Raw genomic sequence first — 21,412 nt, 5'->3', positions numbered from 1 at the left:
GCGCGGACGTAACGGTTACGTCCGCGGGGTCGTGCATCTGGCAGGTCTCTTTTTACTTACCAGCTTGCCCGCATGCGTTCGCGTACGAGGGCAGAGCTGCGGCGGTTGTCAGCACCCAGACGATTGTTCAACGTGGTGTCCTGACGAGCGTCACTGATGGCCTGTTGCAGGGTGGTTTTCACCTGCGCCAGATCGTTATCGGAGGGGGCATCCGGGTTGCTGATGTCCAGCAGGTTTGAAAGCAGCCCTAGGGTGGCGTAGTTGCTGATGTCATAGGCCATCGGCGGAATGGTGGCCGCCAGTTTTTCCAGCGCGTCGACGGTTCGCAACGTAATGCGCGCCGCAGACTCTTTACCCATCGCGTGGATCAGCACCCCTTTATCGTTGAAAGCAATCAGGCGATTAGCCTGGTAGCCATGCGCCAGAAATGCGCCGGACATCGCTTTACCGACGATAAGCCCAATCACCGGATGACCGGCCAGACGCGCATTCGCATACGCGGCGGCAGCCCCCGCCAGCGCCTGGTGGATACCAAACGCCTCTTCGCGACGGCCATAGGCCTGGCTTGGGACGTCAATTACCGCCACAATCGGACGCTTCACGGACTTACTGGCATCCTCAGCCACGGTTTCGCTCACCACTTTCGCCAGCGTCCAGCCCTCCAGCAGACCAACTTCCCCTTTCGCCGCGCGCGGGAAATGGTTGTGGGCATCCGGCACCACGGCAACAAAACGCACCGCGTCACCGTTCAGTTCGCCGTCTGCCGCCTGCACGGACGGGCAAAGCCCTTCCACACGTTTTGCATTCGGCGCGAGCAGAGTCATCCAGAGTTCGCCACGGCTTATTGCGTTAGTCATCATTTCACCTCCCGGGCAAAAAGCGCGTTAATTTGTTCGGCATCGGCCTGTTTGCGGGTGTCGAAATTCGTCAGACGGTTCAGGTAATCGTCGTAGTTATCGGTGCGGTGTTTCGCGGGTACGCCCCTGGCAATCGCGTCGTTCATCGCCGCTTTCACCGCGTTGATACCGTCACCGACCAGCGCGTCAACCAGCCCGCTTTGATAGCGCACTTCGCCACCGGTCATGCTCCAGATAAACGGACGGTCTCGGGAGTCGTACTCTTCAATCCCCGCTTCCTGCTCGATGACCTGCGGACCGTTCAGTCCGAGACGCGCTTCGCGGGTCACAATCAGGTAGCTGCACAGCGCCGCCGCGATGGACATCCCACCGAAGCAGCCCACGGTCCCTGCGACAATCCCGATAACGGGCGTGTAACGACGCAGGTCAACAATCGCCGCGTGGATATCGGCAATGGCGGCCAGACCCAGGTTCGCCTCCTGCAGACGAACGCCGCCGGTTTCGAGGCACAGCACAGCCTGAGTCGGAATGCCGTTGCGGTTATCTTCTGCCGCCAGCTCCAGCGCCGCCGCCATTTTGGCACCGGACACTTCACCCATGCTGCCGCCCTGGAACGCACCTTCAATGGCGACCACAACGGCTGGCTGACCGTTGATCGTGCCTTTCGCCACCACCATGCCGTCGTCCGCCTGCGGAACAATGCCCTGTGGCCCAAGCCACGGAGAGATAATGCCTTCAAACGGATCCAGCAGTTCGCGATAGCTACCCTCATCGAGCAGGGCCTGCGCACGCTGGCGTGCTTTCAATTCGATAAAGCTGCTGTCATCACGCATGGCTCACCCCCTCAAAAACCTGTTCGATACGAATGCGAGCCACGCCCGGCGTCGCGCCGAAATCATGAATGGTCAGTTTTCCTGCTGGCAGGCTACTGACCGTTTGCAGGCGGTTGAACAGTGCCTCCCAGCGACCCCGGCTGTTGTCGACGGAGGTGGTGATATCAATGGTTAACGTCTGGCCCGGTTCGGCGGTGAAGAGCACCTCCATATCCCCGGAACCGACTACCCCTGCCAGGGCCCTGCCGCTTAACGCGCGGCTGGCTGGCACGGTCAATGTGATTTTTTCCATAACATCCTCTTAATGCTTTGAATAAGGCGTTTCGACGCGATCGAGAAACAGCGTGGCAGCAAGCAGGTCAGCAGCGCCGCCTGGGGAGGCGTTTAGCGCCAGCATCTGACGGTCTAATTTCGCCAGCGCCTGCTGGCCTGCAGCCGTTGCACAACCTCCGGCGTTCAGTACCGCACGGGCACCGTCCTGCATGGCGTCCAGCCCCTCCAGCCCGGCGCGCGACAGCACGCAGGTGTCGGTAAGCGACGTCATGATCGCCATCAGCGCGTCAAGCCTGGCGTGCGTTTCGCTGCTGCCGTTGAGGCGGCTCAGGCGAAGCTGCGGCAACGCGCGCTGCATAATGTGCGGGAACGCCTGCTGAGCCTCTTCGCGTGCACCCGGTACGCGGTAGCGGTGCGTGGCGCGAAGGCCTTTACTGAACACTTTCGGCGCCGCCTCGTCAGGGAGTTTCGCCAGCTGCGCGGCGGTGCGGGCGACGTCGTGCGCCCTGGCTTCCCCGCCCAGCATCGCCACCGCGCTGACCAGCAACCCCAGCGCCCAAATCGCGCCGCGATGGGTGTTTACGCCACACGTTGCAGCCATCATCTGCTGCTCGCCTTCGCGACCAAGACGGCCAACGGTTTGCCGAAGCGCAATATCTGCCGGACGCAGCCAGCTTTGCTGTGCCAGCGCCTGAAACGTCGGGGTCAGGCTGCGCGCGGAGCGCTCCATCAGCGCAAGGGATAAATCGTGGTGCGCACCGTTCCCCCGACTGTCCACCAGACCGGGTTTCGGGCTTAATCGTGCTTCGTCAATCAGACACTGCGTGGCGGTTCGCGCCAGCCATTCGGCACCGCCTTCAACCTGAATCTGGGGCAGAAGTTTCATTACCAGCTCCGGAATTTCGCAGGTGGGTTGTACAGACCGCCGGACCATTCAACGAGGTCTGACACGCTGCCCGCCGCCAGCAGAGAGCGGGTGGCGTCGGTGCGGCGAATACCCATATCTTCCGGATAAACAACCTTGCCGCTCTGGCGCAGTTCCGCCACGCGTTTAGCATCCACGCCCAGGCCGATATCGGTGATCCCCGCCACAGCGGCGACCATGGCACGACGCTCCTCAAGATCTTTGGCGCGATAGAGGTAAGCAATCCCCTCTTCCGTCAGCACGTGCGTCACGTCGTCGCCGTATATCATGACCGGCGCCAGAGGCATCCCGGACGCTTTTGCCACGTCAACAGCATCAAGTTTTTCCACAAAGGTCGGCTTTACGCCCGCCTGGAAGGTTTCCACCATCTGCACGACCAGTTTTTTACCGCGCTGCATCGGGTCAGGTTCGGTGATCATGTTCAGCCAGGCCGGTGTAGCGTGGCGACGACCATGTGGGTCGTGCCCCATGTTTGGCGCACCGCCGAAGCCGGAAAGACGACCGCGTGTCACCGTTGAGGAGTTGGCGTAACCATCAACCTGCAGGGTTGAGCCGATAAACATATCGACCGCATACTGACCGGCCAGCTGACAGAACGCACGGTTGGAACGCATGGAGCCGTCGGCACCGGTAAAGAAGATGTCCGGACGGGCTCGGATATACTCTTCCATCCCCAGTTCGCCGCCGAAGCAGTGCACGCTTTCCACCCAGCCGCTTTCAATTGCCGGGATCAGCGTTGGGTGCGGGTTCAGGGTCCAGTGCTTACAGATTTTGCCCTTCAGGCCGAGCTGTTCGCCGTAGGTCGGCAGCAGCAGCTCAATCGCTGCGGTGTTAAAACCGATCCCGTGGTTGAGAGACTGCACCTGATGTTCCGCGTAGATGCCCTTAATCGCCATCATCGCCATCAGGATGTGTTCCTGTTTGATCAGTCGCGGATCACGGGTAAACAGCGGTTCGATAAAGAATGGCTTGTCGGCAACGACAACATAGTCAATCCAGGAGCCCGGAATATCGACGCGCGGCAGGTCGCATTCGTCGTCCACCAGTTCATTCACCTGCGCAATCACAATCCCGTCGTGGAAGGCCGCGGCTTCCACCAGTGCCGGAGTATCTTCGGTGCTCGCCCCGGTGTAGAGGTTGCCTTTGCGGTCTGCTTTAAACCCCGCAATCAGCGCCACGTTGGGCGAGAGGTCGACGTAGAGGCGTGAATAGAGCTCGATATAGGTATGGATAGCGCCGATTTCGAGCTGACCATCTTCCAGCAGCTGGGAGATTCGCAGGCTCTGCGTCCCGGAGAAGGAGAAGTCCAGCTTGCGGGCGATGCCTTTCTCAAAGATATCCAGATGCTCGCTACGGCCGACGCTCGGCATGATCATATGCAGATCGTGGACAATTTGCGGGTTCACTTCAGCCAGCGAGCGTGAAAGGAAATCGGCCTGCTTCTGGTTGTTACCTTCCAGAACGACCTTATCGCCAGGGGCGATCAGTTTTTCCAGCATGGCGACAAGGTCGCCGGTTGGCAGTACCTTGCCCTGCACCGGTACGGACGCCAGACGACGCGCTTTTTCGCTGCGTCGCGTGTTCCATTGCCGGGTGGGTGTTTGCCCAGATAACATTATTAACCTCCTGATTCAGCTAATCATTTTGATTTGCTTAACGTTGAGTAAAGTGTGCGCTCTGGTGGGAAAGGCATCAATTAAGCGTAGAGCGGAATCATTAGCCTGAGAGTAATAATCACGGTAAAGATTTGTGATCGGGATCAGTTCATGTTTCGGAAAACCAGGCTAAACGGGGTACAATTCGGAAAGTATCGTTAATTTCCGACAAGAATCAGCATCGCGCTTATGACCCAAATCATTCCAACAGACTTCGACATTGCAGCCGAAGACAGCACCGAGTTCGTGCCCATGCGCGGTGTGTCCAACTGCCATTTGCAGACCATGCTGCCACGGCTGATCCGCCGTAAGGTTCAGTTCACGCCGCACTGGCAGCGGCTTGACCTGCCAGACGGTGATTTTCTGGATCTCGCCTGGAGCGAAGACCCCGAGCAGGCACGTCATAAGCCGCGTCTGGTGGTTTTTCATGGTCTGGAAGGGAGTCTGCACAGCCCTTATGCGCATGGATTGATTGAGGCAGCAAAAGCGCGCGGCTGGCTCGGGGTAGTGATGCATTTTCGTGGCTGCAGCGGCGAGCCAAATCGTCAGAAACGCATCTATCACTCGGGTGAAACCGAAGACGGAACCTGGTTTTTACACTGGCTGCGGGAAAACTATGGCATCGTGCCAACGGCGGCCGTGGGGTATTCGCTGGGCGGAAATATGCTCGCCTGCCTGCTGGCCAAAGAGGGCGACAGCGTACCGCTCAATGCCGCAGTGATTGTCTCCGCGCCGTTTATGCTGGAGCAGTGCAGCTACCATATGGATAAAGGGTTTTCCCGCGTCTATCAGCGCTATCTGCTCAACCTGCTGAAAGCCAACGCCGCACGTAAGCTGAAGGCTTACCCGGATACCCTGCCGGTCAGCCTGCGCCAGCTGAAAAAGGTGCGCCGCATTCGTGAATTCGACGATCTGATCACCGCAAAAATTCACGGCTTCGCCGATGCGATCGACTATTACCGTCAGTGCAGCGCCATGCCGTTGCTCAGCAAAATCACCCAGCCGACGCTGATTATTCACGCCAAAGATGACCCGTTTATGGATCATCACTCTATTCCCGCGCAGGAATTCCTTCCCGACAATGTTCACTATCAGTTGACTGAACATGGCGGCCACGTTGGGTTTATCGGCGGGACGCTGCGCCGCCCGAAAATGTGGCTGGAGGCGCGTATTCCTGACTGGCTTACTCCTTATCTGGACGGTGCAAAATGATCATCCCCTGGCAGGATCTGTCTCCCGAAACGCTCGATAATTTGATTGAAAGCTTTGTATTACGTGAAGGCACCGATTATGGTGAACATGAACGCTCACTCGAGCAGAAGGTCAACGATGTAAAACGCCAGCTGAAAAGCGGCGACGTGGTGCTGGTGTGGTCAGAACTGCATGAGACGGTCAATATCATGCCCCGCAACGCGTTTCACGGCTGACCTTCCAACCTTTTCAGTCAGGGAGTTGCTATGTCTGCCAGACATCCCATTATTGCCGTTACAGGGTCGAGTGGTGCGGGAACGACCACCACCAGCCTCGCGTTTCGTAAGATTTTCGCCCAACTGAATCTCCGGGCGGCGGAGGTCGAAGGCGACAGTTTTCACCGCTATACGCGACCTGAAATGGACATGGCGATCCGTAAGGCGCGCGATCTGGGTAAACACATCAGCTATTTCGGTCCCGAAGCCAATGACTTTGGCCTTCTTGAGCAAACCTTCCTGGAGTACGGTCAGAGCGGCAAAGGGCAATCGCGTAAGTATCTGCATACCTATGATGAAGCTGTGCCGTGGAATCAGGTGCCGGGCACCTTTACCCCCTGGCAGCCGCTGCCGGAACCCACCGATGTGCTGTTTTATGAGGGATTACACGGCGGCGTAGTCACCCCACAGCATGACGTGGCGCGTCATGTGGATCTGCTGGTCGGCGTGGTGCCTATCGTAAACCTGGAGTGGATCCAGAAGCTGACGCGCGACATGAGCGAGCGCGGCCATTCGCGCGAAGCGGTGATGGATTCGGTGGTGCGCTCCATGGAAGACTACATCAACTACCTCACGCCACAGTTCTCCCGCACGCACATTAACTTCCAGCGCGTGCCGACGGTGGACACCTCTAACCCGTTCGCGGCGAAAACCATCCCGTCGCTGGACGAGAGCTTTGTGGTGATCCACTTCCGCAATCTCGAAGGCATTGATTACCCCTGGCTGCTGGCGATGCTGCAGGGCTCGTTTATTTCGCACATGAATACGTTAGTGGTACCAGGCGGAAAAATGGGGCTGGCGATGGAGCTCATCATGACGCCGCTGGTGGAGCGGTTGATGGAAGGGAAGCAGATTGCGTGAGTTGTTCTGCCCGGTGGCGCTGCGCTTACCGGGCCTGGGTTCATGCTTTTGTAGGGCGGGTCAGCGAAGCGCCACCCGCCAAAAGATTAAGCCTCGATCACTTCATACGAATGCGTGATTTTTACCGCTTTCTCCAGCATTAACGCCACAGAGCAGTATTTTTCCGCAGACAGATCCACAGCACGCGAAACCGCCGCGTCTTTAAGCGCTTTACCGGTGACCACAAAGTGCAGATTAATGTGGGTGAACAGGCGTGGCGCCTCTTCGCGACGTTCTGAGGTGAGTTTAACCTCGCAATCCGTCACGTCATGACGACCTTTTTGCAGAATCGACACCACGTCAATCGCGCTGCATCCACCCGCCGCCATCAGCACCATTTCCATTGGGCTGGGGGCTTTATCGCCGGAGTTACCGTCCATCAAAATCTGGTGCCCTGACGCGGATTCGCCCAGGAACGTTAAACCTTCAACCCATTTCACGCGCGCTTGCATATTCTTTAACTCCAACGTTGCATTTTCGGTGACAGATTACGCGTGCGTTACATTTCTCGCAACGGAAGGCGACCTGCATCATGCTGAAGCGAGACACCAGGAGACACGCGGCGAAAGCTATGCTAAAACACTCAGGATGCTACAGTAATACATTGACGTTACACATGTATGCAGAGGACATCAAACTTTACTGGCTGCGAAACGTTACGACAGCCGACTTCCCAGGGTATGGGTAAGAATTCGATTGCAACCCCAGAGTCCGGATGCATCTGATGACTCTGGTGACAGCTTATAACAGAGGATAACAGCGCATGGTGCTTGGCAAACCGCAAACAGACCCGACTCTCGAATGGTTCTTGTCTCATTGCCACATTCATAAGTACCCATCGAAGAGCACGCTGATTCACCAGGGTGAAAAAGCGGAAACGTTGTATTACATCGTCAAAGGCTCGGTGGCAGTGCTGATCAAAGATGAGGAAGGGAAAGAGATGATCCTTTCTTATCTGAACCAGGGCGATTTTATCGGTGAACTGGGCCTGTTTGAAGAAGGCCAGGAACGTAGCGCCTGGGTTCGTGCAAAGACAGCATGTGAAGTGGCTGAAATTTCTTACAAGAAATTCCGTCAGTTGATTCAGGTAAACCCTGACATCCTGATGCGTCTTTCTTCCCAGATGGCGCGTCGTCTGCAGGTCACATCCGAGAAAGTGGGTAACCTCGCCTTCCTGGACGTCACCGGTCGTATCGCGCAGACCCTGCTGAACCTGGCGAAACAGCCAGACGCCATGACCCACCCGGACGGCATGCAAATTAAAATTACCCGTCAGGAAATTGGTCAGATCGTCGGTTGCTCCCGCGAAACGGTGGGTCGTATCCTGAAAATGCTGGAAGATCAGAACCTGATCTCTGCCCACGGTAAAACCATCGTGGTCTACGGAACGCGTTAATTCCGCTCAAACGGCGTGCCATCGCAAGGTGTCACGCCGTTTTTGTCTCTATTCCCCATGTGGCGCAGGCTGATCTATCACCCGGAAGTTAATTACGCACTGCGACAAACGCTGGTGTTGTGCCTTCCTGTGGCCGTGGGCCTGATTCTGGGACATCTCCAGCAGGGTCTGCTGTTTTCTCTCGTTCCCGCCTGCTGCAACATCGCCGGTCTGGATACGCCGCATAAACGCTTTTTCAAACGCCTGATCGTTGGCGGTTCGCTGTTTGCTGGCTGTAGCCTCGCCGTGCAGCTTTTACTGGCGCGCGATATTCCGCTGCCGCTGATCCTGACCGTACTGGCGATGAGCCTCGGTGTTACCGCAGAAATCAGTTCCCTGCACGCCCGCCTGCTTCCTGCTTCACTGATTGCCGCCATCTTCACCCTGAGCCTCGCCGGGAATATGCCGGTGTGGGAGCCGCTGCTGATCTACGCCCTCGGCACGCTGTGGTACGGGCTGTTTAACTGGTTCTGGTTCTGGCTGTGGCGGGAACAGCCGCTGCGTGAATCTCTGAGCCTGTTGTATGTCCAGCTTGCGGATTACTGCGAAGCCAAATACACCTTGCTGACCCAGCATACCGACCCGGAAAAATCCTTACCGCCGCTGCTGACGCGCCAGCAAAAGGTAGTGGATCTGATAAGCCAGTGCTATCAGCAGCTGCATATGCTCGCCGCCAACAAGAATCACGAATATAAACGCCTGCTGCGCACTTTCCAGGTGGGGCTGGATCTGCAGGAGCATATCTCCGTGAGCCTTCATCACCCACAAGAGGTGCAAAAGCTGGTCGAGCGCAGCCACGCCGAGGCGGTGATCCGCTGGAATGCGCAGACCGTCTCCGCGCGCCTGCGGGTGCTGGCGGACGACATTCTCTATCACCGCTACCCCACGCGCTTTAACATGGATAAACAGCTCGGCGCGCTGGGGAAAATTGCTCGTCAGCATCCGGATAACCCGGTCGGCCAGTTTGCCGCCTGGCACTTCAGCCGCATTGCCCGCGTGCTGCGCACCCAGCGCCCGCTGTATCCCCGCGACCTGATGGCGGATAAGCAAAAACGTCTGCCGCTCCTGCCAGCACTCAGAAGCTATCTCTCTCTTAAGTCTTCTGCCCTGCGCAATGCCGCGCGGATTAGCGTTATGCTCAGTATCGCCAGTCTGATGGGCATGGCGCTGCATCTGCCGAAACCGTACTGGATCTTAATGACCGTGCTGTTTGTCACCCAGAACGGCTACGGCGCCACGCGGGTACGTATTCTGCACCGGGCAGGCGGCACGATGGCGGGGCTGATTATTGCGGGCGTAACGCTACACTTCCACGTTCCCGAGGGGTATACCCTGGCTGGGATGCTGGTGATTACGCTGGTGAGTTACCTGATTATCCGCAAAAACTACGGCTGGGCGATGGTGGGCTTTACGGTGACGGCGGTATATACCCTTCAGCTGCTTACGCTAAACGGCGAACAGTTTATCGTTGCCCGCCTGATCGATACGCTGATTGGCTGCCTGATCGCCTTTGGTGGCATGGTCTGGCTGTGGCCGCAGTGGCAAAGCGGATTGCTGCGCCAGAACGCCCACGACGCGCTGGAGGCTGACCAGCAGGCCATTCGTCTGATCCTGAGCGACGACCCGCAGCCCTCCCCGCTGGCGTATCAGCGGATGAAAGTTAATCAGGCGCACAACGCCCTGTTTAACTCGCTCAACCAGGCGATGCAGGAGCCAGGCTTTAACGCGCACTATCTGGCAGACATGAAGCTCTGGGTCACGCATAGCCAGTTTATCGTCGAGCATATTAACGCCATGACCACCCTGGCGCGCGAGCACACGATGCTGACGCCGGATCTGGCGCAGCGTTATTTGCAGTCGTGTGAAATCGCCCTGCAGAGGTGTCAGCAGCGTCTGGAGTATGACGCGCCGGGTGAGTCGGGGGATTCGAACATTCTGGAAGCGCCGGAAACGCTGACCCACGGGCCGATGAGCACCCTGGAGCAGCATTTGCAGCGCGTGCTGGGCCACCTGAACACCATGCACACCATTTCGTCGGTGGCATGGCGTCAGCGTCCTCATCATGGCATTTGGTTAACGCGCCGGTTAAAACGAACCGAGTATTAGCCTTTAACGATCTTCGCGACCGCCGCGGCAAAGCGGGTTAACCCGTCTTCAATGTCTTTATCTTCCACCACCAGCGACGGTGCGAAACGCATCACGTCTGGCCCCGCATTCAGCACCATTACCCCTTCGTGGGCGGCAGCATGCAGAAAATCGCGGGCGCGGCCTTTGTACTGTGGCGTGAGCTCGGCACCCATCAGCAGACCCATGCCACGGATTTCGCTGAACACATCATACTGGTCATTGATCTTTTGCAGATGTTTTACGAACAGCTCACGCTTCGCATTCACGCCGTTCAGCACTTCTGGGGTATTGATGATATCGAATGCCGCACCCGCCACGGCGCTCGCCAGCGGGTTACCACCATAGGTTGAGCCGTGCGAACCGACATGAAACGCAGAGGCGATCTCCTGAGTCGTCAGCACCGCACTCACCGGGAAACCACCGCCGAGCGCTTTGGCACTGGTCAAAATATCCGGCGTCACGCCGTAGTGCATATAAGCGAACAGATCGCCGGTACGTCCCATTCCGCACTGCACTTCATCAAACACCAGCAGCGCCTGATGCTCATCACACAGCGCGCGCAACCCTTGCAGGAATTCTGGGGTGGCCGCCGTCACGCCGCCTTCACCCTGAATTGGCTCCACGACTACCGCGCAGGTGTGGTCGTCCATCACCGCTTTCACCGCATGCAGATCGTTAAACGGCACATGGACGATGTCGGCCGGTTTTGGGCCAAAGCCGTCGGAATACTTCGGCTGGCCGCCGACGGAGACGGTAAAGAACGAGCGCCCGTGGAAGGCGTTGTGGAAGGCGATGATTTTGGTTTTGTACGGGCTGTGACGCGTCGTCGCGTAATAGCGCGCCAGCTTAAAGGCGGTTTCGTTGGCTTCGGTGCCGGAGTTCATAAACAGCACACGCTCGGCAAACGTGGCATCAATGATTTTGCGGCCCAGACGCAGCGCCGGCTCGTTGGTGAATACGTTACTGGTGTGCCACAGGGTTTCGCCCTGGGTTTTCAGCGCCTCCACCAGCGCAGGATGGCAATGACCCAGCGCCGTGACCGCAATACCGCCCGCGAAATCCACATACTCTTTTCCCTGCTGATCCCAGACGCGGCTGCCTTTCCCCTTAACCGGGATAAACTCAGCCGGTGCATAAATCGGCAGAATCACTTCATCGAATGTTGCGCGGGTAATTGCTGGTTGTTCAGTTGCCATGTCATGCCCATCCATTTTATGTCACATTGATTGTGAAAATATAATCACAAAATATGCATAAAAAATCACAGCAAGGCAACAGATATTCAGCGATGGAAGAAATTAGCCAGCAGGTCATGCCCTTGCTCGCTAAGGATACTTTCCGGATGGAATTGCACGCCCTCAAGATCCCACTCGCGGTGGCGAATCCCCATGATCTCCTGCGTATCGCTCCAGGCGGTCACCTCAAAGCAGTCTGGCAGCGTCGGCGGGTCAATCACCAGCGAATGGTAGCGCGTCACGGTTAAGGGATTATTGAGCCCCGTGAATACCCCGGTACTGGTATGCGTGACCGGCGACGTTTTTCCGTGCATCACTTTCGCGGCACGCACGATGGTGGCGCCGAATACCTGGGCAATGGCCTGATGGCCCAGGCAGACGCCCAGAATGGGCAGCTTGCCAGCATAGTGCCGGATAACATCCAGAGACACGCCCGATTCCGACGGCGTGCAGGGGCCGGGTGAAATCACAATTTTCTGCGGAGCCAGCGTCGCAATATCGGCCAGAGTCACGTCATCGTTACGGCGGACAACCACCTCTGCTCCCAGCTCACAAAAATACTGGTAAAGGTTCCAGGTGAAGGAATCGTAGTTATCAATCAGCAGAATCATGGCGGCTCCCGAAAAAAATGCCGCCCTATTCTACTCAGATTCCCGCGCTTCGCTCACTACTTTGGCAAAGACAGCGTTCAGCGCAGTCAAATCGCCCGTGGCGCCGCTTCGGTTCGCCGCCACCCACTGCTCGGGATCGATACCCCGCCAGTCCAGCATATACCCGGCATGAATGGCCAGCTGCTCAAAGAAGACCCGTTGGGCAATTCCATTGCCGCTCATAAAAGGATGCAGCATATTGATTTCACAGTAGTAGTGACTAACTCTGTTCACAAAGGTTTCTTTCTGAAGACCCACCAGATACTTTTCGCTTTCCAGGTCCGCCATCAATTCATTGCCCATCTTCTCGATGTACTCGAAGTGGCAGAAAGGAATGTCACCTTTAAAAATATCGTCGGTACGGTATTCGCCCGCCCGCTTCAGCTCTTTGCGATACAGATGGCGGTGAATAAGGCAAAGATGGGGTAAACCGGGCGCGGAAGGCCCGAGCTCCAGCGTCTCAATATGGGGTTCTGAAGGACCATGACCTTTTTCAAGGAGACAACTGGCCTGAAGATTGACGTTACGCTGCTGCTCCCAAATACGGGATTTTTGCTTGTCGGTGAGTTTTTTCACTTAACGCCTCCCTGAATAGTCCGTTTGCCACAAGTATAAGCAGCAAAACGCGCTTTCGCAGGGAGGGGGCATTACACGGGCGAGCGCCGCCCGTGTCAAAGAGGGTTACGGCAGTACTTTTGCGGAGAGGATCACGACCGGTTTGGACGGAACATTCTGGTACGGGCCGACGTCATGAGTAGGAACCTGAGAAATCTTATCCGCCACGTCCATCCCTTTCACAATTTTACCGAAGACCGCGTAACCGAAGTCGCGCTGGCCATGGTCGAGAAAGGCGTTATCCGCCACGTTGAGGAAGAACTGGCTGGTGGCGCTGTCTTTATCCGCCGTACGCGCCATGGAAATCGTGCCGCGCTTGTTCAGCAAGCCGTTGTCCGCTTCGTTTTTGATCGGCGGGTTCGGCTGCTTCTGCTGCATCTGCTCGTTGAAACCACCGCCCTGAATCATGAAGCCAGGGATCACGCGGTGGAAAGTGGTGTTGTTATAAAAACCACTGTTCACATAGTCGAGGAAGTTTTTCACGGAAACCGGAGCTTTCTGGCTATTCAGTTCCAGCTCAATATTCCCGGCAGAGGTGGTCAGCAGAACGTGAGGGTCCCCTTTGGCTGCCAGCGCAGCAGGGGAAACGGCAGAAAGAGCAAACACAGCTGCGACAGCCGCCAGTGTTGATTTGAGCATGAGAATTCCTTAACAAAGCGCAGTATAAAAAGCGAATGGCTTGATTCTAAAGAGCAGTATGAACGGAGACCAGCCTTTTACCTAATTTTACGAAATTGAAACAGTTGTAACCACGCAAACGATTGGTTACGGCGTCTTTTTATGTGACAGAGATCACATAAAAAACTGCAATGAAGTTTAAATTTCTTTGAAAAGGTATGAATAGATCACTTTAATGTCTAAAATCTGCCCGCTCTCAGCGCCCTCCGGGCGCTTTTCTTTTTTTGAACAGGCCAGACATGACTAACAGCAATCGCATCAAGCTCACATGGATCAGCTTCTTCTCCTACGCCCTGACCGGCGCGTTGGTGATCGTCACCGGGATGGTGATGGGGAATATCGCAGACTACTTCCAGCTGCCCGTCTCCAGTATGAGTAACACCTTTACCTTCCTCAACGCCGGTATCCTCATCTCTATCTTCCTGAATGCCTGGCTGATGGAAATCGTGCCGCTGAAGACCCAGCTGCGTTTTGGTTTTGTGCTGATGGTCGCCGCCGTGGCGGGTCTGATGCTGAGTCACAGCATCGCGTTGTTCTCCGCCGCCATGTTCGTGCTCGGCCTGGTCAGCGGGATCACCATGTCGATCGGTACGTTCCTGATTACCCATATGTATGAAGGCCGTCAGCGCGGCGCGCGCCTGCTGTTCACCGACTCCTTCTTCAGCATGGCCGGGATGATTTTCCCGATGGTGGCCGCCGTTCTGCTGGCACGCAGCATTGAGTGGTACTGGGTCTATGCCTGTATCGGTCTGGTTTACGTAGCAATCTTTATTCTGACCTTCGGCTGTGAATTCCCGGTTCTGGGCAAAAAAGCGCAAACCAGCGCAGAACCCGTCGCGAAAGAGAAATGGGGCATCGGCGTACTGTTCCTCTCCATCGCCGCCCTGTGCTATATCCTGGGCCAGCTGGGCTTTATCTCCTGGGTACCGGAATACGCGAAAGGCCTGGGCATGAGCCTGAACGACGCGGGTAAACTGGTAAGCGATTTCTGGATGTCTTACATGTTCGGCATGTGGGCGTTTAGCTTCATTCTGCGCTTCTTCGATCTGCAGCGCATCCTGACGGTGCTGGCGGGCCTGGCAACCGTGCTGATGTATCTGTTCATCAACGGTTCCCCGGACAATATGCCGTGGTTCATTATGACCCTGGGCTTCTTCTCCAGCGCGATTTACACCTCGATCATCACGCTGGGCTCCCTGCAGACTAAAGTAGCTTCGCCGAAGCTGGTTAACTTCGTGCTGACCTGCGGTACCATCGGCACCATGCTCACCTTTGTGGTGACGGGGCCGATCGTTGCCCACAGCGGCCCGCTGGCGGCGCTGCACACCGCTAACGGTCTGTATGCCGTGGTGTTCATCATGTGCTTCGTGCTGGGCTTCGTGACTCGCCACCGCCAGCACAACGCGGTAGCGTCTCACTAACCTTCACGCCCCTTTGCGCTACGCAGAGGGGCTGTTTCTGGCAAAGCTGACCTCCTCCCCCCCGATATCCATCTGGATCCACGTCTGCGCCAGCTGCGTCGTGGCAATCACCCGCCCCTGACGAATCGACCAGCGCACCGGCACCTGACAGCGCACCGCTTCAAACCCGCTTTCCGCAGGCAAAATCACCAGATTCGCCGGATTGCCCGTGGCAATACCGTAATCGCTCAGGCCAAAGGTACGGGCGCTGTTATGGGTGATCAGATCCAGGCCGCTATCGATTTGCGGATAGCCCATCATCTGGCAGACGTGTAACCCCATGTGCAGCACCTGGAGCATATTGCCGGTTCCCAGCGGGTACCAGGGGTCAAAAACATCGTCATGACCAAAGCAGACGTTAATGCCTGCTTCCTGGAGTTCCTTCACGCGCGTGATGCCGCGGCGCTTAGGATAGTCGTCAAAACGCCCCTGCAGGTGGATATTGACCAGCGGGTTAGCGACGAAGTTAATCCCCGACATCTTCAACAGGCGGAACAGGCGCGAGGTGTACGCACCGTTGTAGGAGTGCATGGCGGTAGTATGGCTGGCGGTCACGCGCGGACCGATGCCGGCCTCGTAGGCCAGGGTAGCCACCGTCTCGACAAACCGCGACTGTTCGTCGTCAATTTCATCGCAATGGATATCCAGCGGACGGTCATATTTCTTCGCCAGTGTAAAAGCAATATGCAGCGACTGGACGCCATACTCGCGGGTGAATTCGAAGTGCGGGATCGCCCCCACCACGTCGGCACCCAGTTTTAACGCCTCTTCCAGCAGCGCCGCGCCGTTCGGGTAAGAGAGAATACCCTCCTGGGGGAACGCGACGATTTGCAGCGTCACCCATGGGGCCACCTCCTGCTTCACCTCCAGCATGGCCTTCAGGGCGGTGAGCGTCGGGTCGGAGACATCCACATGGGTACGGACAAACTGAATGCCGTTGGCGATTTGCCACTTCAGCGTTTTCCAGGCGCGCGCTTTGACGTCGTCATGGCTGAGTAACGCTTTGCGCTCCGCCCAGCGTTCAATGCCCTCAAAGAGCGTGCCCGACTGGTTCCAGTTCGGCTCGCCTGCCGTCTGGGTGGTATCAAGATGGATATGCGGCTCGATAAACGGTGGGATCGCCAGCCCACCGCGCGCGTTCAACACTTCATAACTTTCAGCGCGGGTGTCGTCCATTGGGGTGATGTCACCAAATCGCCCGTTCTCAATGGCGAGTTGCCATAGTCCTTCCCGGCCCGGTAAGCGAACATTCTGAACAAGCCAAAGCGGTGTTGTAGACATTTCTTATCCCCTGATCAACGCAACGTTGTTTAAGCATATTTTTGTTCAAAAATACGCCATTGCTTTGTACACAAAATCGACGCCCCCGAAAAGCCTGCGATTTCCATAACTTATAAAAATCCTGACAAATCAGCCGCATACCACCTAAGGAGTAGGCGAAGACGTATTTGATTTACATCAATAAGCGCCCCTGCTGAATCGTTAAGGTAGGCAGTAATAGAAAAGAAATCGAGGCAAAAATGAGCAAAGTCAGACTCGCTATCATCGGTAACGGCATGGTCGGCCATCGCTTTATTGAGGATCTTCTCGATAAAGCCGGTGCCGACCAGTTCGATATTACCGTGTTCTGTGAAGAACCCCGCAAGGCGTACGACCGTGTGCACTTGTCTTCCTACTTCTCCCATCATACCGCCGAAGAGCTCTCTTTAGTGCGTGAAGGTTTCTATGAGAAGCATGGCGTAAAAGTGCTGGTGGGCGAACGCGCCATCACCATCAACCGTCAGGAAAAAGTGATCCACTCCAGCGCCGGGCGTACGGTTTTTTACGACAAGCTGATCATAGCGACAGGCTCGTATCCGTGGATCCCGCCTATTAAAGGTTCTGAAACTCAGGATTGCTTCGTTTACCGTACGATTGAAGACCTCAACGCCATTGAATCCTGCGCACGCCGCAGCAAGCGCGGCGCCGTTGTCGGCGGCGGTCTGCTGGGCTTAGAAGCCGCGGGCGCGCTGAAAAACCTCGGCGTAGAAACCCACGTCATCGAATTTGCCCCGATGCTGATGGCCGAACAGCTCGACCACATGGGTGGCGACCAGCTTCGCCGTAAAATCGAAAGCATGGGCGTGAAAGTTCACACCAGCAAGAACACCAAAGAGATCGTGCAGGAAGGCACCGAAGCACGTAAAACCATGCGCTTTGCTGACGGCAGCGAGCTGGAAGTAGACTTTATCGTCTTCTCCACCGGTATTCGTCCACGCGACAAGCTGGCAACCCAGTGCGGTCTGGCCGTCGCGCAGCGCGGCGGGATCATGATTAACGATACCTGCCAGACCTCCGACCCGGATATCTACGCGATTGGCGAATGCGCCAGCTGGAATAACCGCGTATACGGTCTGGTGGCGCCAGGCTACAAAATGGCGCAGGTCGCCGTGGACCATATTCTCGGCAGCGAAAACGCCTTCACCGGCGCGGATATGAGCGCCAAGCTGAAGCTGCTGGGCGTGGACGTGGGCGGTATCGGCGATGCGCACGGTCGCACGCCTGGCGCTCGCAGCTACGTCTATCTCGACGAAAGCAAAGAAGTCTACAAACGTCTTATCGTCAGTAAGGACAATAAAACCCTGCTCGGCGCAGTACTGGTAGGCGATACCAGCGACTTCGGTAACCTGCTCCAGCTGGTGCTCAACGCCATCGAGCTGCCGGAAAACCCGGACGCGCTGATCCTCCCGGCGCACGCCTCCAGCGGTAAACCGTCCATCGGCGTGGATAAACTGCCGGACAGCGCGCAGATTTGCTCCTGCTTCGACGTCACCAAAGGCATGCTGATCTCTGCCATCAACAAGGGCTGCCATACCGTTGCCGCGCTGAAAGCCGAAACCAAAGCCGGTACCGGCTGTGGCGGATGTATTCCACTGGTAACTCAGGTGCTGAACGCCGAGCTGGCGAAACAGGGCATCGAAGTGAACAACAACCTGTGCGAGCATTTTGCTTACTCTCGCCAGGAGCTGTATCACCTGATCCGTGTGGAAGGCATTAAGTCCTTCGACGAACTGCTGGCGAAACACGGCCAGGGTTATGGCTGTGAAGTGTGTAAACCGACCGTCGGCTCCCTGCTGGCCTCCTGCTGGAATGAATACGTGCTCAAACCCGAGCACACGCCGCTGCAGGATACCAATGACAACTTCCTGGCGAACATTCAGAAAGACGGCACCTACTCCGTCATTCCACGTTCCGCCGGTGGCGAAATCACGCCGGAAGGGCTGGTCGCGGTGGGCCGGATCGCCCGCGAATTTAACCTGTACACCAAAATTACCGGTTCACAACGTATCGGGCTGTTTGGGGCGCAGAAAGACGACCTGCCAGAAATCTGGCGCCAGCTGATTGAAGCAGGCTTCGAAACCGGCCACGCGTATGCCAAAGCGCTGCGTATGGCGAAAACCTGCGTGGGCAGCACCTGGTGCCGCTACGGCGTGGGCGACAGCGTCGGCTTCGGCGTGGAGCTGGAAAACCGCTACAAGGGCATCCGTACCCCGCACAAAATGAAGTTCGGCGTCTCCGGCTGTACCCGTGAATGTGCCGAAGCGCAGGGTAAAGACGTTGGTATTATCGCCACCGAAAAAGGCTGGAACCTGTACGTCTGCGGTAACGGCGGGATGAAACCACGCCATGCAGACCTGCTGGCAGCGGATCTTGACCACGACACGCTGATTAAGTACCTCGACCGCTTCATGATGTTCTACATCCGTACCGCCGATAAGCTGACCCGTACAGCGTCCTGGCTGGATAACCTGGAAGGCGGCATTGATTATCTGAAAGCGGTGATCATCGACGACAAGCTGGGCCTGAACGAGCATCTGGAAGCAGAGATGGCTCGCCTGCGCGAGGCAGTGATCTGCGAGTGGACCGAAACCGTGAATACCCCTGCGGCGCAGACACGCTTCAAACACTTTATCAACAGCACCCAGCGCGACCCGAACGTGCAGGTAGTGCCAGAACGCGAGCAGCATCGCCCGGCAACACCGTATGAACGCATTCCAGTCACGCTGGTGGAGGAAAACGCATGAGCCAGTGGGTAAACATTTGCGAGATTAATGACATTCTACCCGCCACCGGCGTGTGTGCGCTGCTAGGTAACGAGCAGGTCGCGATTTTCCGTCCCCGTCACGATGAACAGGTTTTTGCCATCAGCAATATCGACCCGTTCTTCGAGGCCAGCGTGCTCTCCCGTGGCCTGATTGCCGAGCACCAGGGTGAACTGTGGGTCGCCAGCCCGCTGAAAAAGCAGCGTTTCCGTTTAACCGACGGACGCTGCATGGAAGATGAAAGCGTCTCCGTGAAGCACTATGACGTCCGCGTGAAGGACGGCAAGGTGCAGCTCAAAGCGTAACCCCCCGCCTTTTCAATAGGAAAGACTTATGACCCCTTATGGGTAACGGCAGGAAAAACCGTATATTTTCGGCGATTCCTGCTGTTATCCTGACGTCAATGCTTACCCCCTCCTTGAATGCTGTGAGGTATCGTCGTGGACCACCTGCCGATTTTTTGTCAATTACGCCATCGCGACTGCCTGCTTGTGGGCGGCGGCGATGTGGCTGAGCGCAAGGCGCGCCTGCTGCTGGAAGCGGGGGCCCGACTGACCGTGAATGCTCTCACCTTCACCCCGCAGTTTGACGTCTGGGCCCAGGAAGGGATGCTCACGCGGGTACAAGGAGAGTTTGATGAATCCCTGCTGGATACCTGCTGGCTGACCATTGCCGCAACGGATGACGATGCCGTGAATCAGCGCGTCAGCGATGCCTGCGAAGCGCGGCGTATCTTCTGCAACGTGGTAGATGCGCCGAAAGAAGCCAGCTTTATCATGCCGTCGATTATCGACCGCTCACCGCTGATGATTGCGGTGTCATCCGGTGGACGCTCACCTGTTCTCGCCCGCCTGCTGCGGGAAAAACTGGAAGCCGTGCTGCCGCAGCATCTTGGTCAGATTGCACACTATGCCGGACAACTTCGTTCCCGCGTGAAGCAAACCTTCGCGACCGTAGGGGAGCGTCGTCGCTTCTGGGAAAAGTTCTTTGTGAACGACAGGCTGGCGCAGTCGCTGGCGAACCAGGACACAAAAGCGGTGGAAGAGACGACCGAACAGTTACTGAACGAACCGCTGGATCACCGTGGAGAAGTGGCGCTGGTCGGCGCGGGTCCTGGCGATGCAGGCTTACTGACGCTGAAAGGCCTGCAACAGATCCAGCAGGCGGATATCGTGGTCTACGACCGCCTGGTCTCCGATGACATCATGAACCTGGTGCGTCGCGACGCCGATCGCGTCTTCGTCGGCAAGCGCGCGGGCTACCACTGCGTACCGCAGGAAGAGATTAACCAGATCCTGCTGCGCGAGGCGCAGAAAGGTAAGCGCGTGGTGCGTCTGAAAGGCGGCGATCCGTTTATCTTTGGTCGCGGCGGCGAAGAGCTGGAAACCCTGTGCAACGCAGGTATTCCGTTCTCCGTGGTGCCAGGGATTACGGCGGCGTCCGGCTGCTCAGCCTACTCCGGCATCCCGCTGACCCACCGCGATTACGCGCAGAGCGTGCGTCTGGTGACGGGCCACCTCAAAACCGGCAGCGAACTGGACTGGCATAACCTGGCCGCTGAAAAGCAGACGCTGGTCTTCTACATGGGGCTAAATCAGGCCGCCACCATTCAGGCGAAACTGCTGGAGCACGGCATGGAGGCAGATATGCCCGTTGCGCTGGTGGAAAACGGTACCGCCATTACGCAGCGTGTGGTCGATGGTGTGCTGACTCAACTCGGCGAGCTGGCGCAGCAGGTTGAAAGTCCGGCGTTGATTGTGGTGGGTCGCGTGGTTGAATTACGCGATAAGCTGAACTGGTTCTCGAATCACTGACACATATTTTTCCTTCTTCGAGTAGTCCTTAAGCGGACTACTCCCCTCTAACGGCTACCGCTAACATACCGCCCGCATAGTGGAACTTTTCCATTTATTCCCTCGTATTACATCCAATTTTTTAGACAAGGAATGCGTATGTTCAAGCTGGCAAAAGCCGCCGTTCTGGTTGGCCTGTTATCGACCCTGACGGCCTGTACCGGTCACGTTCAAAACACCAAAAATAACTGCAGCTACGATTATCTGCTGCACCCGGCGATCTCCATTTCGAAGATCATCGGTGGCTGCGGACAGGCGGCACAGCAGTAAGCCGTTTTCAGGCGTAAAAAAACCGGGATTTCCCGGTTTTTTAGTTTTGGGAAGTGCGGCCTGATGCCCTCACCCTGACCCTCTCCCACGGGGAGAGG

Annotated in this window: 21 protein-coding genes; 10 read left to right on the top strand and 11 right to left on the bottom strand. The window is 56.8% G+C overall.

Features of this window, described 5'->3' with window-relative positions; all coding sequences use genetic code 11:
• Positions 1-56: 56 nt before the first annotated feature.
• The 5 genes from mdcE to mdcA are packed head-to-tail and all read right to left on the bottom strand — an operon-like array spanning position 57 to position 4,504.
• Positions 57-857 (bottom strand): biotin-independent malonate decarboxylase subunit gamma, encoded by an 801-nt coding sequence (gene mdcE / locus L977_RS17370; RefSeq protein ID WP_047626376.1) that lies wholly within the window; start codon positions 855-857, stop codon positions 57-59.
• Complete coding sequence (locus L977_RS17365; protein WP_014885503.1) at positions 857-1,690, bottom strand: biotin-independent malonate decarboxylase subunit beta; 834 nt, start codon at positions 1,688-1,690, stop codon at positions 857-859. Before L977_RS17365 ends, mdcE begins: the two co-directional genes overlap by 1 nt.
• A complete protein-coding gene (gene mdcC / locus L977_RS17360) occupies positions 1,683-1,982 on the bottom strand; it encodes a malonate decarboxylase acyl carrier protein (protein WP_014885504.1) in 300 nt (99 codons plus the stop codon). The genes L977_RS17365 and mdcC overlap by 8 nt, the downstream gene beginning before the upstream one ends.
• Positions 1,983-1,991: 9 nt before the next feature.
• Entirely contained in the window at positions 1,992-2,849 is an 858-nt protein-coding gene (locus L977_RS17355; RefSeq protein ID WP_047626363.1) for a triphosphoribosyl-dephospho-CoA synthase, read from the bottom strand.
• Positions 2,849-4,504, bottom strand: coding sequence for a malonate decarboxylase subunit alpha (gene mdcA / locus L977_RS17350; protein ID WP_014885506.1), 1,656 nt, complete (start codon positions 4,502-4,504; stop codon positions 2,849-2,851). Before mdcA ends, L977_RS17355 begins: the two co-directional genes overlap by 1 nt.
• A gap of 228 nt (positions 4,505-4,732) precedes the next feature.
• Here mdcA and L977_RS17345 point away from each other — a divergent pair, with 228 nt between their 5' ends.
• The 3 genes from L977_RS17345 to L977_RS17335 are packed head-to-tail and all read left to right on the top strand — an operon-like array spanning position 4,733 to position 6,870.
• Positions 4,733-5,755, top strand: a complete 1,023-nt coding sequence (locus tag L977_RS17345; protein WP_023338834.1) for a hydrolase — start codon at positions 4,733-4,735, stop codon at positions 5,753-5,755.
• Positions 5,752-5,970, top strand: coding sequence for a YheU family protein (locus L977_RS17340; RefSeq protein ID WP_003861664.1), 219 nt, complete (start codon positions 5,752-5,754; stop codon positions 5,968-5,970). Before L977_RS17345 ends, L977_RS17340 begins: the two co-directional genes overlap by 4 nt.
• A gap of 30 nt (positions 5,971-6,000) precedes the next feature.
• A complete protein-coding gene (locus L977_RS17335; RefSeq protein ID WP_014885508.1) occupies positions 6,001-6,870 on the top strand; it encodes a phosphoribulokinase in 870 nt (289 codons plus the stop codon).
• 86 nt (positions 6,871-6,956) lie between these two features.
• On the opposite strand, the gene L977_RS17330 is transcribed toward L977_RS17335, so the two are convergent.
• Positions 6,957-7,361, bottom strand: a complete 405-nt coding sequence (locus L977_RS17330) for an OsmC family protein (RefSeq protein ID WP_014885509.1) — start codon at positions 7,359-7,361, stop codon at positions 6,957-6,959.
• 311 nt (positions 7,362-7,672) lie between these two features.
• Here L977_RS17330 and crp point away from each other — a divergent pair, with 311 nt between their 5' ends.
• Together crp and L977_RS17320 are read left to right on the top strand one after the other, a co-directional pair.
• Complete coding sequence (gene crp / locus L977_RS17325) at positions 7,673-8,305, top strand: cAMP-activated global transcriptional regulator CRP (RefSeq protein WP_000242758.1); 633 nt, start codon at positions 7,673-7,675, stop codon at positions 8,303-8,305.
• Between the two features lie 57 nt (positions 8,306-8,362).
• Positions 8,363-10,450 (top strand): YccS/YhfK family putative transporter, encoded by a 2,088-nt coding sequence (locus L977_RS17320; RefSeq protein WP_047626359.1) that lies wholly within the window; start codon positions 8,363-8,365, stop codon positions 10,448-10,450.
• Here L977_RS17320 and argD read toward each other — a convergent pair.
• From argD to ppiA, 4 genes are all read right to left on the bottom strand, one after another.
• Positions 10,447-11,667 (bottom strand): bifunctional acetylornithine/succinyldiaminopimelate transaminase, encoded by a 1,221-nt coding sequence (gene argD / locus L977_RS17315; RefSeq protein WP_170860683.1) that lies wholly within the window; start codon positions 11,665-11,667, stop codon positions 10,447-10,449. The genes L977_RS17320 and argD overlap by 4 nt on opposite strands.
• An 86-nt stretch (positions 11,668-11,753) precedes the next feature.
• A complete protein-coding gene (gene pabA / locus L977_RS17310) occupies positions 11,754-12,317 on the bottom strand; it encodes an aminodeoxychorismate synthase component 2 (RefSeq protein ID WP_023338837.1) in 564 nt (187 codons plus the stop codon).
• A 30-nt stretch (positions 12,318-12,347) separates the two neighbouring features.
• Entirely contained in the window at positions 12,348-12,932 is a 585-nt protein-coding gene (locus L977_RS17305; protein ID WP_014885513.1) for a putative adenosine monophosphate-protein transferase Fic, read from the bottom strand.
• Between the two features lie 105 nt (positions 12,933-13,037).
• On the bottom strand, positions 13,038-13,610 hold the full coding sequence (gene ppiA, locus L977_RS17300; RefSeq protein ID WP_014885514.1) for a peptidylprolyl isomerase A: 573 nt from the start codon (positions 13,608-13,610) through the stop codon (positions 13,038-13,040).
• Between the two features lie 278 nt (positions 13,611-13,888).
• Here ppiA and tsgA point away from each other — a divergent pair, with 278 nt between their 5' ends.
• Complete coding sequence (tsgA, locus tag L977_RS17295) at positions 13,889-15,070, top strand: MFS transporter TsgA (RefSeq protein ID WP_023331476.1); 1,182 nt, start codon at positions 13,889-13,891, stop codon at positions 15,068-15,070.
• An 18-nt stretch (positions 15,071-15,088) separates the two neighbouring features.
• Here the strand turns inward: tsgA and L977_RS17290 are convergent, their stop codons facing one another.
• Complete coding sequence (locus L977_RS17290; protein ID WP_045134906.1) at positions 15,089-16,390, bottom strand: cytosine deaminase; 1,302 nt, start codon at positions 16,388-16,390, stop codon at positions 15,089-15,091.
• Between the two features lie 239 nt (positions 16,391-16,629).
• Here L977_RS17290 and nirB point away from each other — a divergent pair, with 239 nt between their 5' ends.
• The 4 genes from nirB (at position 16,630) to L977_RS17270 (ending at position 21,314) form a co-directional block, all read left to right on the top strand.
• On the top strand, positions 16,630-19,173 hold the full coding sequence (nirB, locus tag L977_RS17285; RefSeq protein WP_047626357.1) for a nitrite reductase large subunit NirB: 2,544 nt from the start codon (positions 16,630-16,632) through the stop codon (positions 19,171-19,173).
• Entirely contained in the window at positions 19,170-19,496 is a 327-nt protein-coding gene (nirD, locus tag L977_RS17280) for a nitrite reductase small subunit NirD (RefSeq protein ID WP_014885518.1), read from the top strand. Before nirB ends, nirD begins: the two co-directional genes overlap by 4 nt.
• A gap of 135 nt (positions 19,497-19,631) precedes the next feature.
• A complete protein-coding gene (cysG, locus tag L977_RS17275) occupies positions 19,632-21,005 on the top strand; it encodes a siroheme synthase CysG (RefSeq protein WP_047626354.1) in 1,374 nt (457 codons plus the stop codon).
• Between the two features lie 138 nt (positions 21,006-21,143).
• Positions 21,144-21,314, top strand: a complete 171-nt coding sequence (locus L977_RS17270) for a YhfL family protein (RefSeq protein ID WP_014885520.1) — start codon at positions 21,144-21,146, stop codon at positions 21,312-21,314.
• The last annotated feature ends 98 nt before the right edge of the window (positions 21,315-21,412 follow it).

This window comes from Enterobacter sp. ZOR0014 (genome assembly GCF_000798855.1).
Classification (GTDB): domain Bacteria; phylum Pseudomonadota; class Gammaproteobacteria; order Enterobacterales; family Enterobacteriaceae; genus Enterobacter; species Enterobacter kobei.
Note: the sequence above shows the minus strand (reverse complement) of the source record. Positions and strands in the feature narration are given on the sequence as shown.

Bases quoted from the DNA above. Each gene is read 5' to 3' on its own strand.
- mdcE (WP_047626376.1), bottom strand. From the start codon at position 857: ATGACTAACGCAATAAGCCGTGGCGAACTCTGGATGACTCTGCTCGCG.
- L977_RS17365 (WP_014885503.1), bottom strand. From the start codon at position 1,690: ATGCGTGATGACAGCAGCTTTATCGAATTGAAAGCACGCCAGCGTGCG.
- mdcC (WP_014885504.1), bottom strand. From the start codon at position 1,982: ATGGAAAAAATCACATTGACCGTGCCAGCCAGCCGCGCGTTAAGCGGC.
- L977_RS17355 (WP_047626363.1), bottom strand. From the start codon at position 2,849: ATGAAACTTCTGCCCCAGATTCAGGTTGAAGGCGGTGCCGAATGGCTG.
- mdcA (WP_014885506.1), bottom strand. From the start codon at position 4,504: ATGTTATCTGGGCAAACACCCACCCGGCAATGGAACACGCGACGCAGC.
- L977_RS17345 (WP_023338834.1), top strand. From the start codon at position 4,733: ATGACCCAAATCATTCCAACAGACTTCGACATTGCAGCCGAAGACAGC.
- L977_RS17340 (WP_003861664.1), top strand. From the start codon at position 5,752: ATGATCATCCCCTGGCAGGATCTGTCTCCCGAAACGCTCGATAATTTG.
- L977_RS17335 (WP_014885508.1), top strand. From the start codon at position 6,001: ATGTCTGCCAGACATCCCATTATTGCCGTTACAGGGTCGAGTGGTGCG.
- L977_RS17330 (WP_014885509.1), bottom strand. From the start codon at position 7,361: ATGCAAGCGCGCGTGAAATGGGTTGAAGGTTTAACGTTCCTGGGCGAA.
- crp (WP_000242758.1), top strand. From the start codon at position 7,673: ATGGTGCTTGGCAAACCGCAAACAGACCCGACTCTCGAATGGTTCTTG.
- L977_RS17320 (WP_047626359.1), top strand. From the start codon at position 8,363: ATGTGGCGCAGGCTGATCTATCACCCGGAAGTTAATTACGCACTGCGA.
- argD (WP_170860683.1), bottom strand. From the start codon at position 11,667: ATGGCAACTGAACAACCAGCAATTACCCGCGCAACATTCGATGAAGTG.
- pabA (WP_023338837.1), bottom strand. From the start codon at position 12,317: ATGATTCTGCTGATTGATAACTACGATTCCTTCACCTGGAACCTTTAC.
- ppiA (WP_014885514.1), bottom strand. From the start codon at position 13,610: ATGCTCAAATCAACACTGGCGGCTGTCGCAGCTGTGTTTGCTCTTTCT.
- tsgA (WP_023331476.1), top strand. From the start codon at position 13,889: ATGACTAACAGCAATCGCATCAAGCTCACATGGATCAGCTTCTTCTCC.
- L977_RS17290 (WP_045134906.1), bottom strand. From the start codon at position 16,390: ATGTCTACAACACCGCTTTGGCTTGTTCAGAATGTTCGCTTACCGGGC.
- nirB (WP_047626357.1), top strand. From the start codon at position 16,630: ATGAGCAAAGTCAGACTCGCTATCATCGGTAACGGCATGGTCGGCCAT.
- nirD (WP_014885518.1), top strand. From the start codon at position 19,170: ATGAGCCAGTGGGTAAACATTTGCGAGATTAATGACATTCTACCCGCC.
- L977_RS17270 (WP_014885520.1), top strand. From the start codon at position 21,144: ATGTTCAAGCTGGCAAAAGCCGCCGTTCTGGTTGGCCTGTTATCGACC.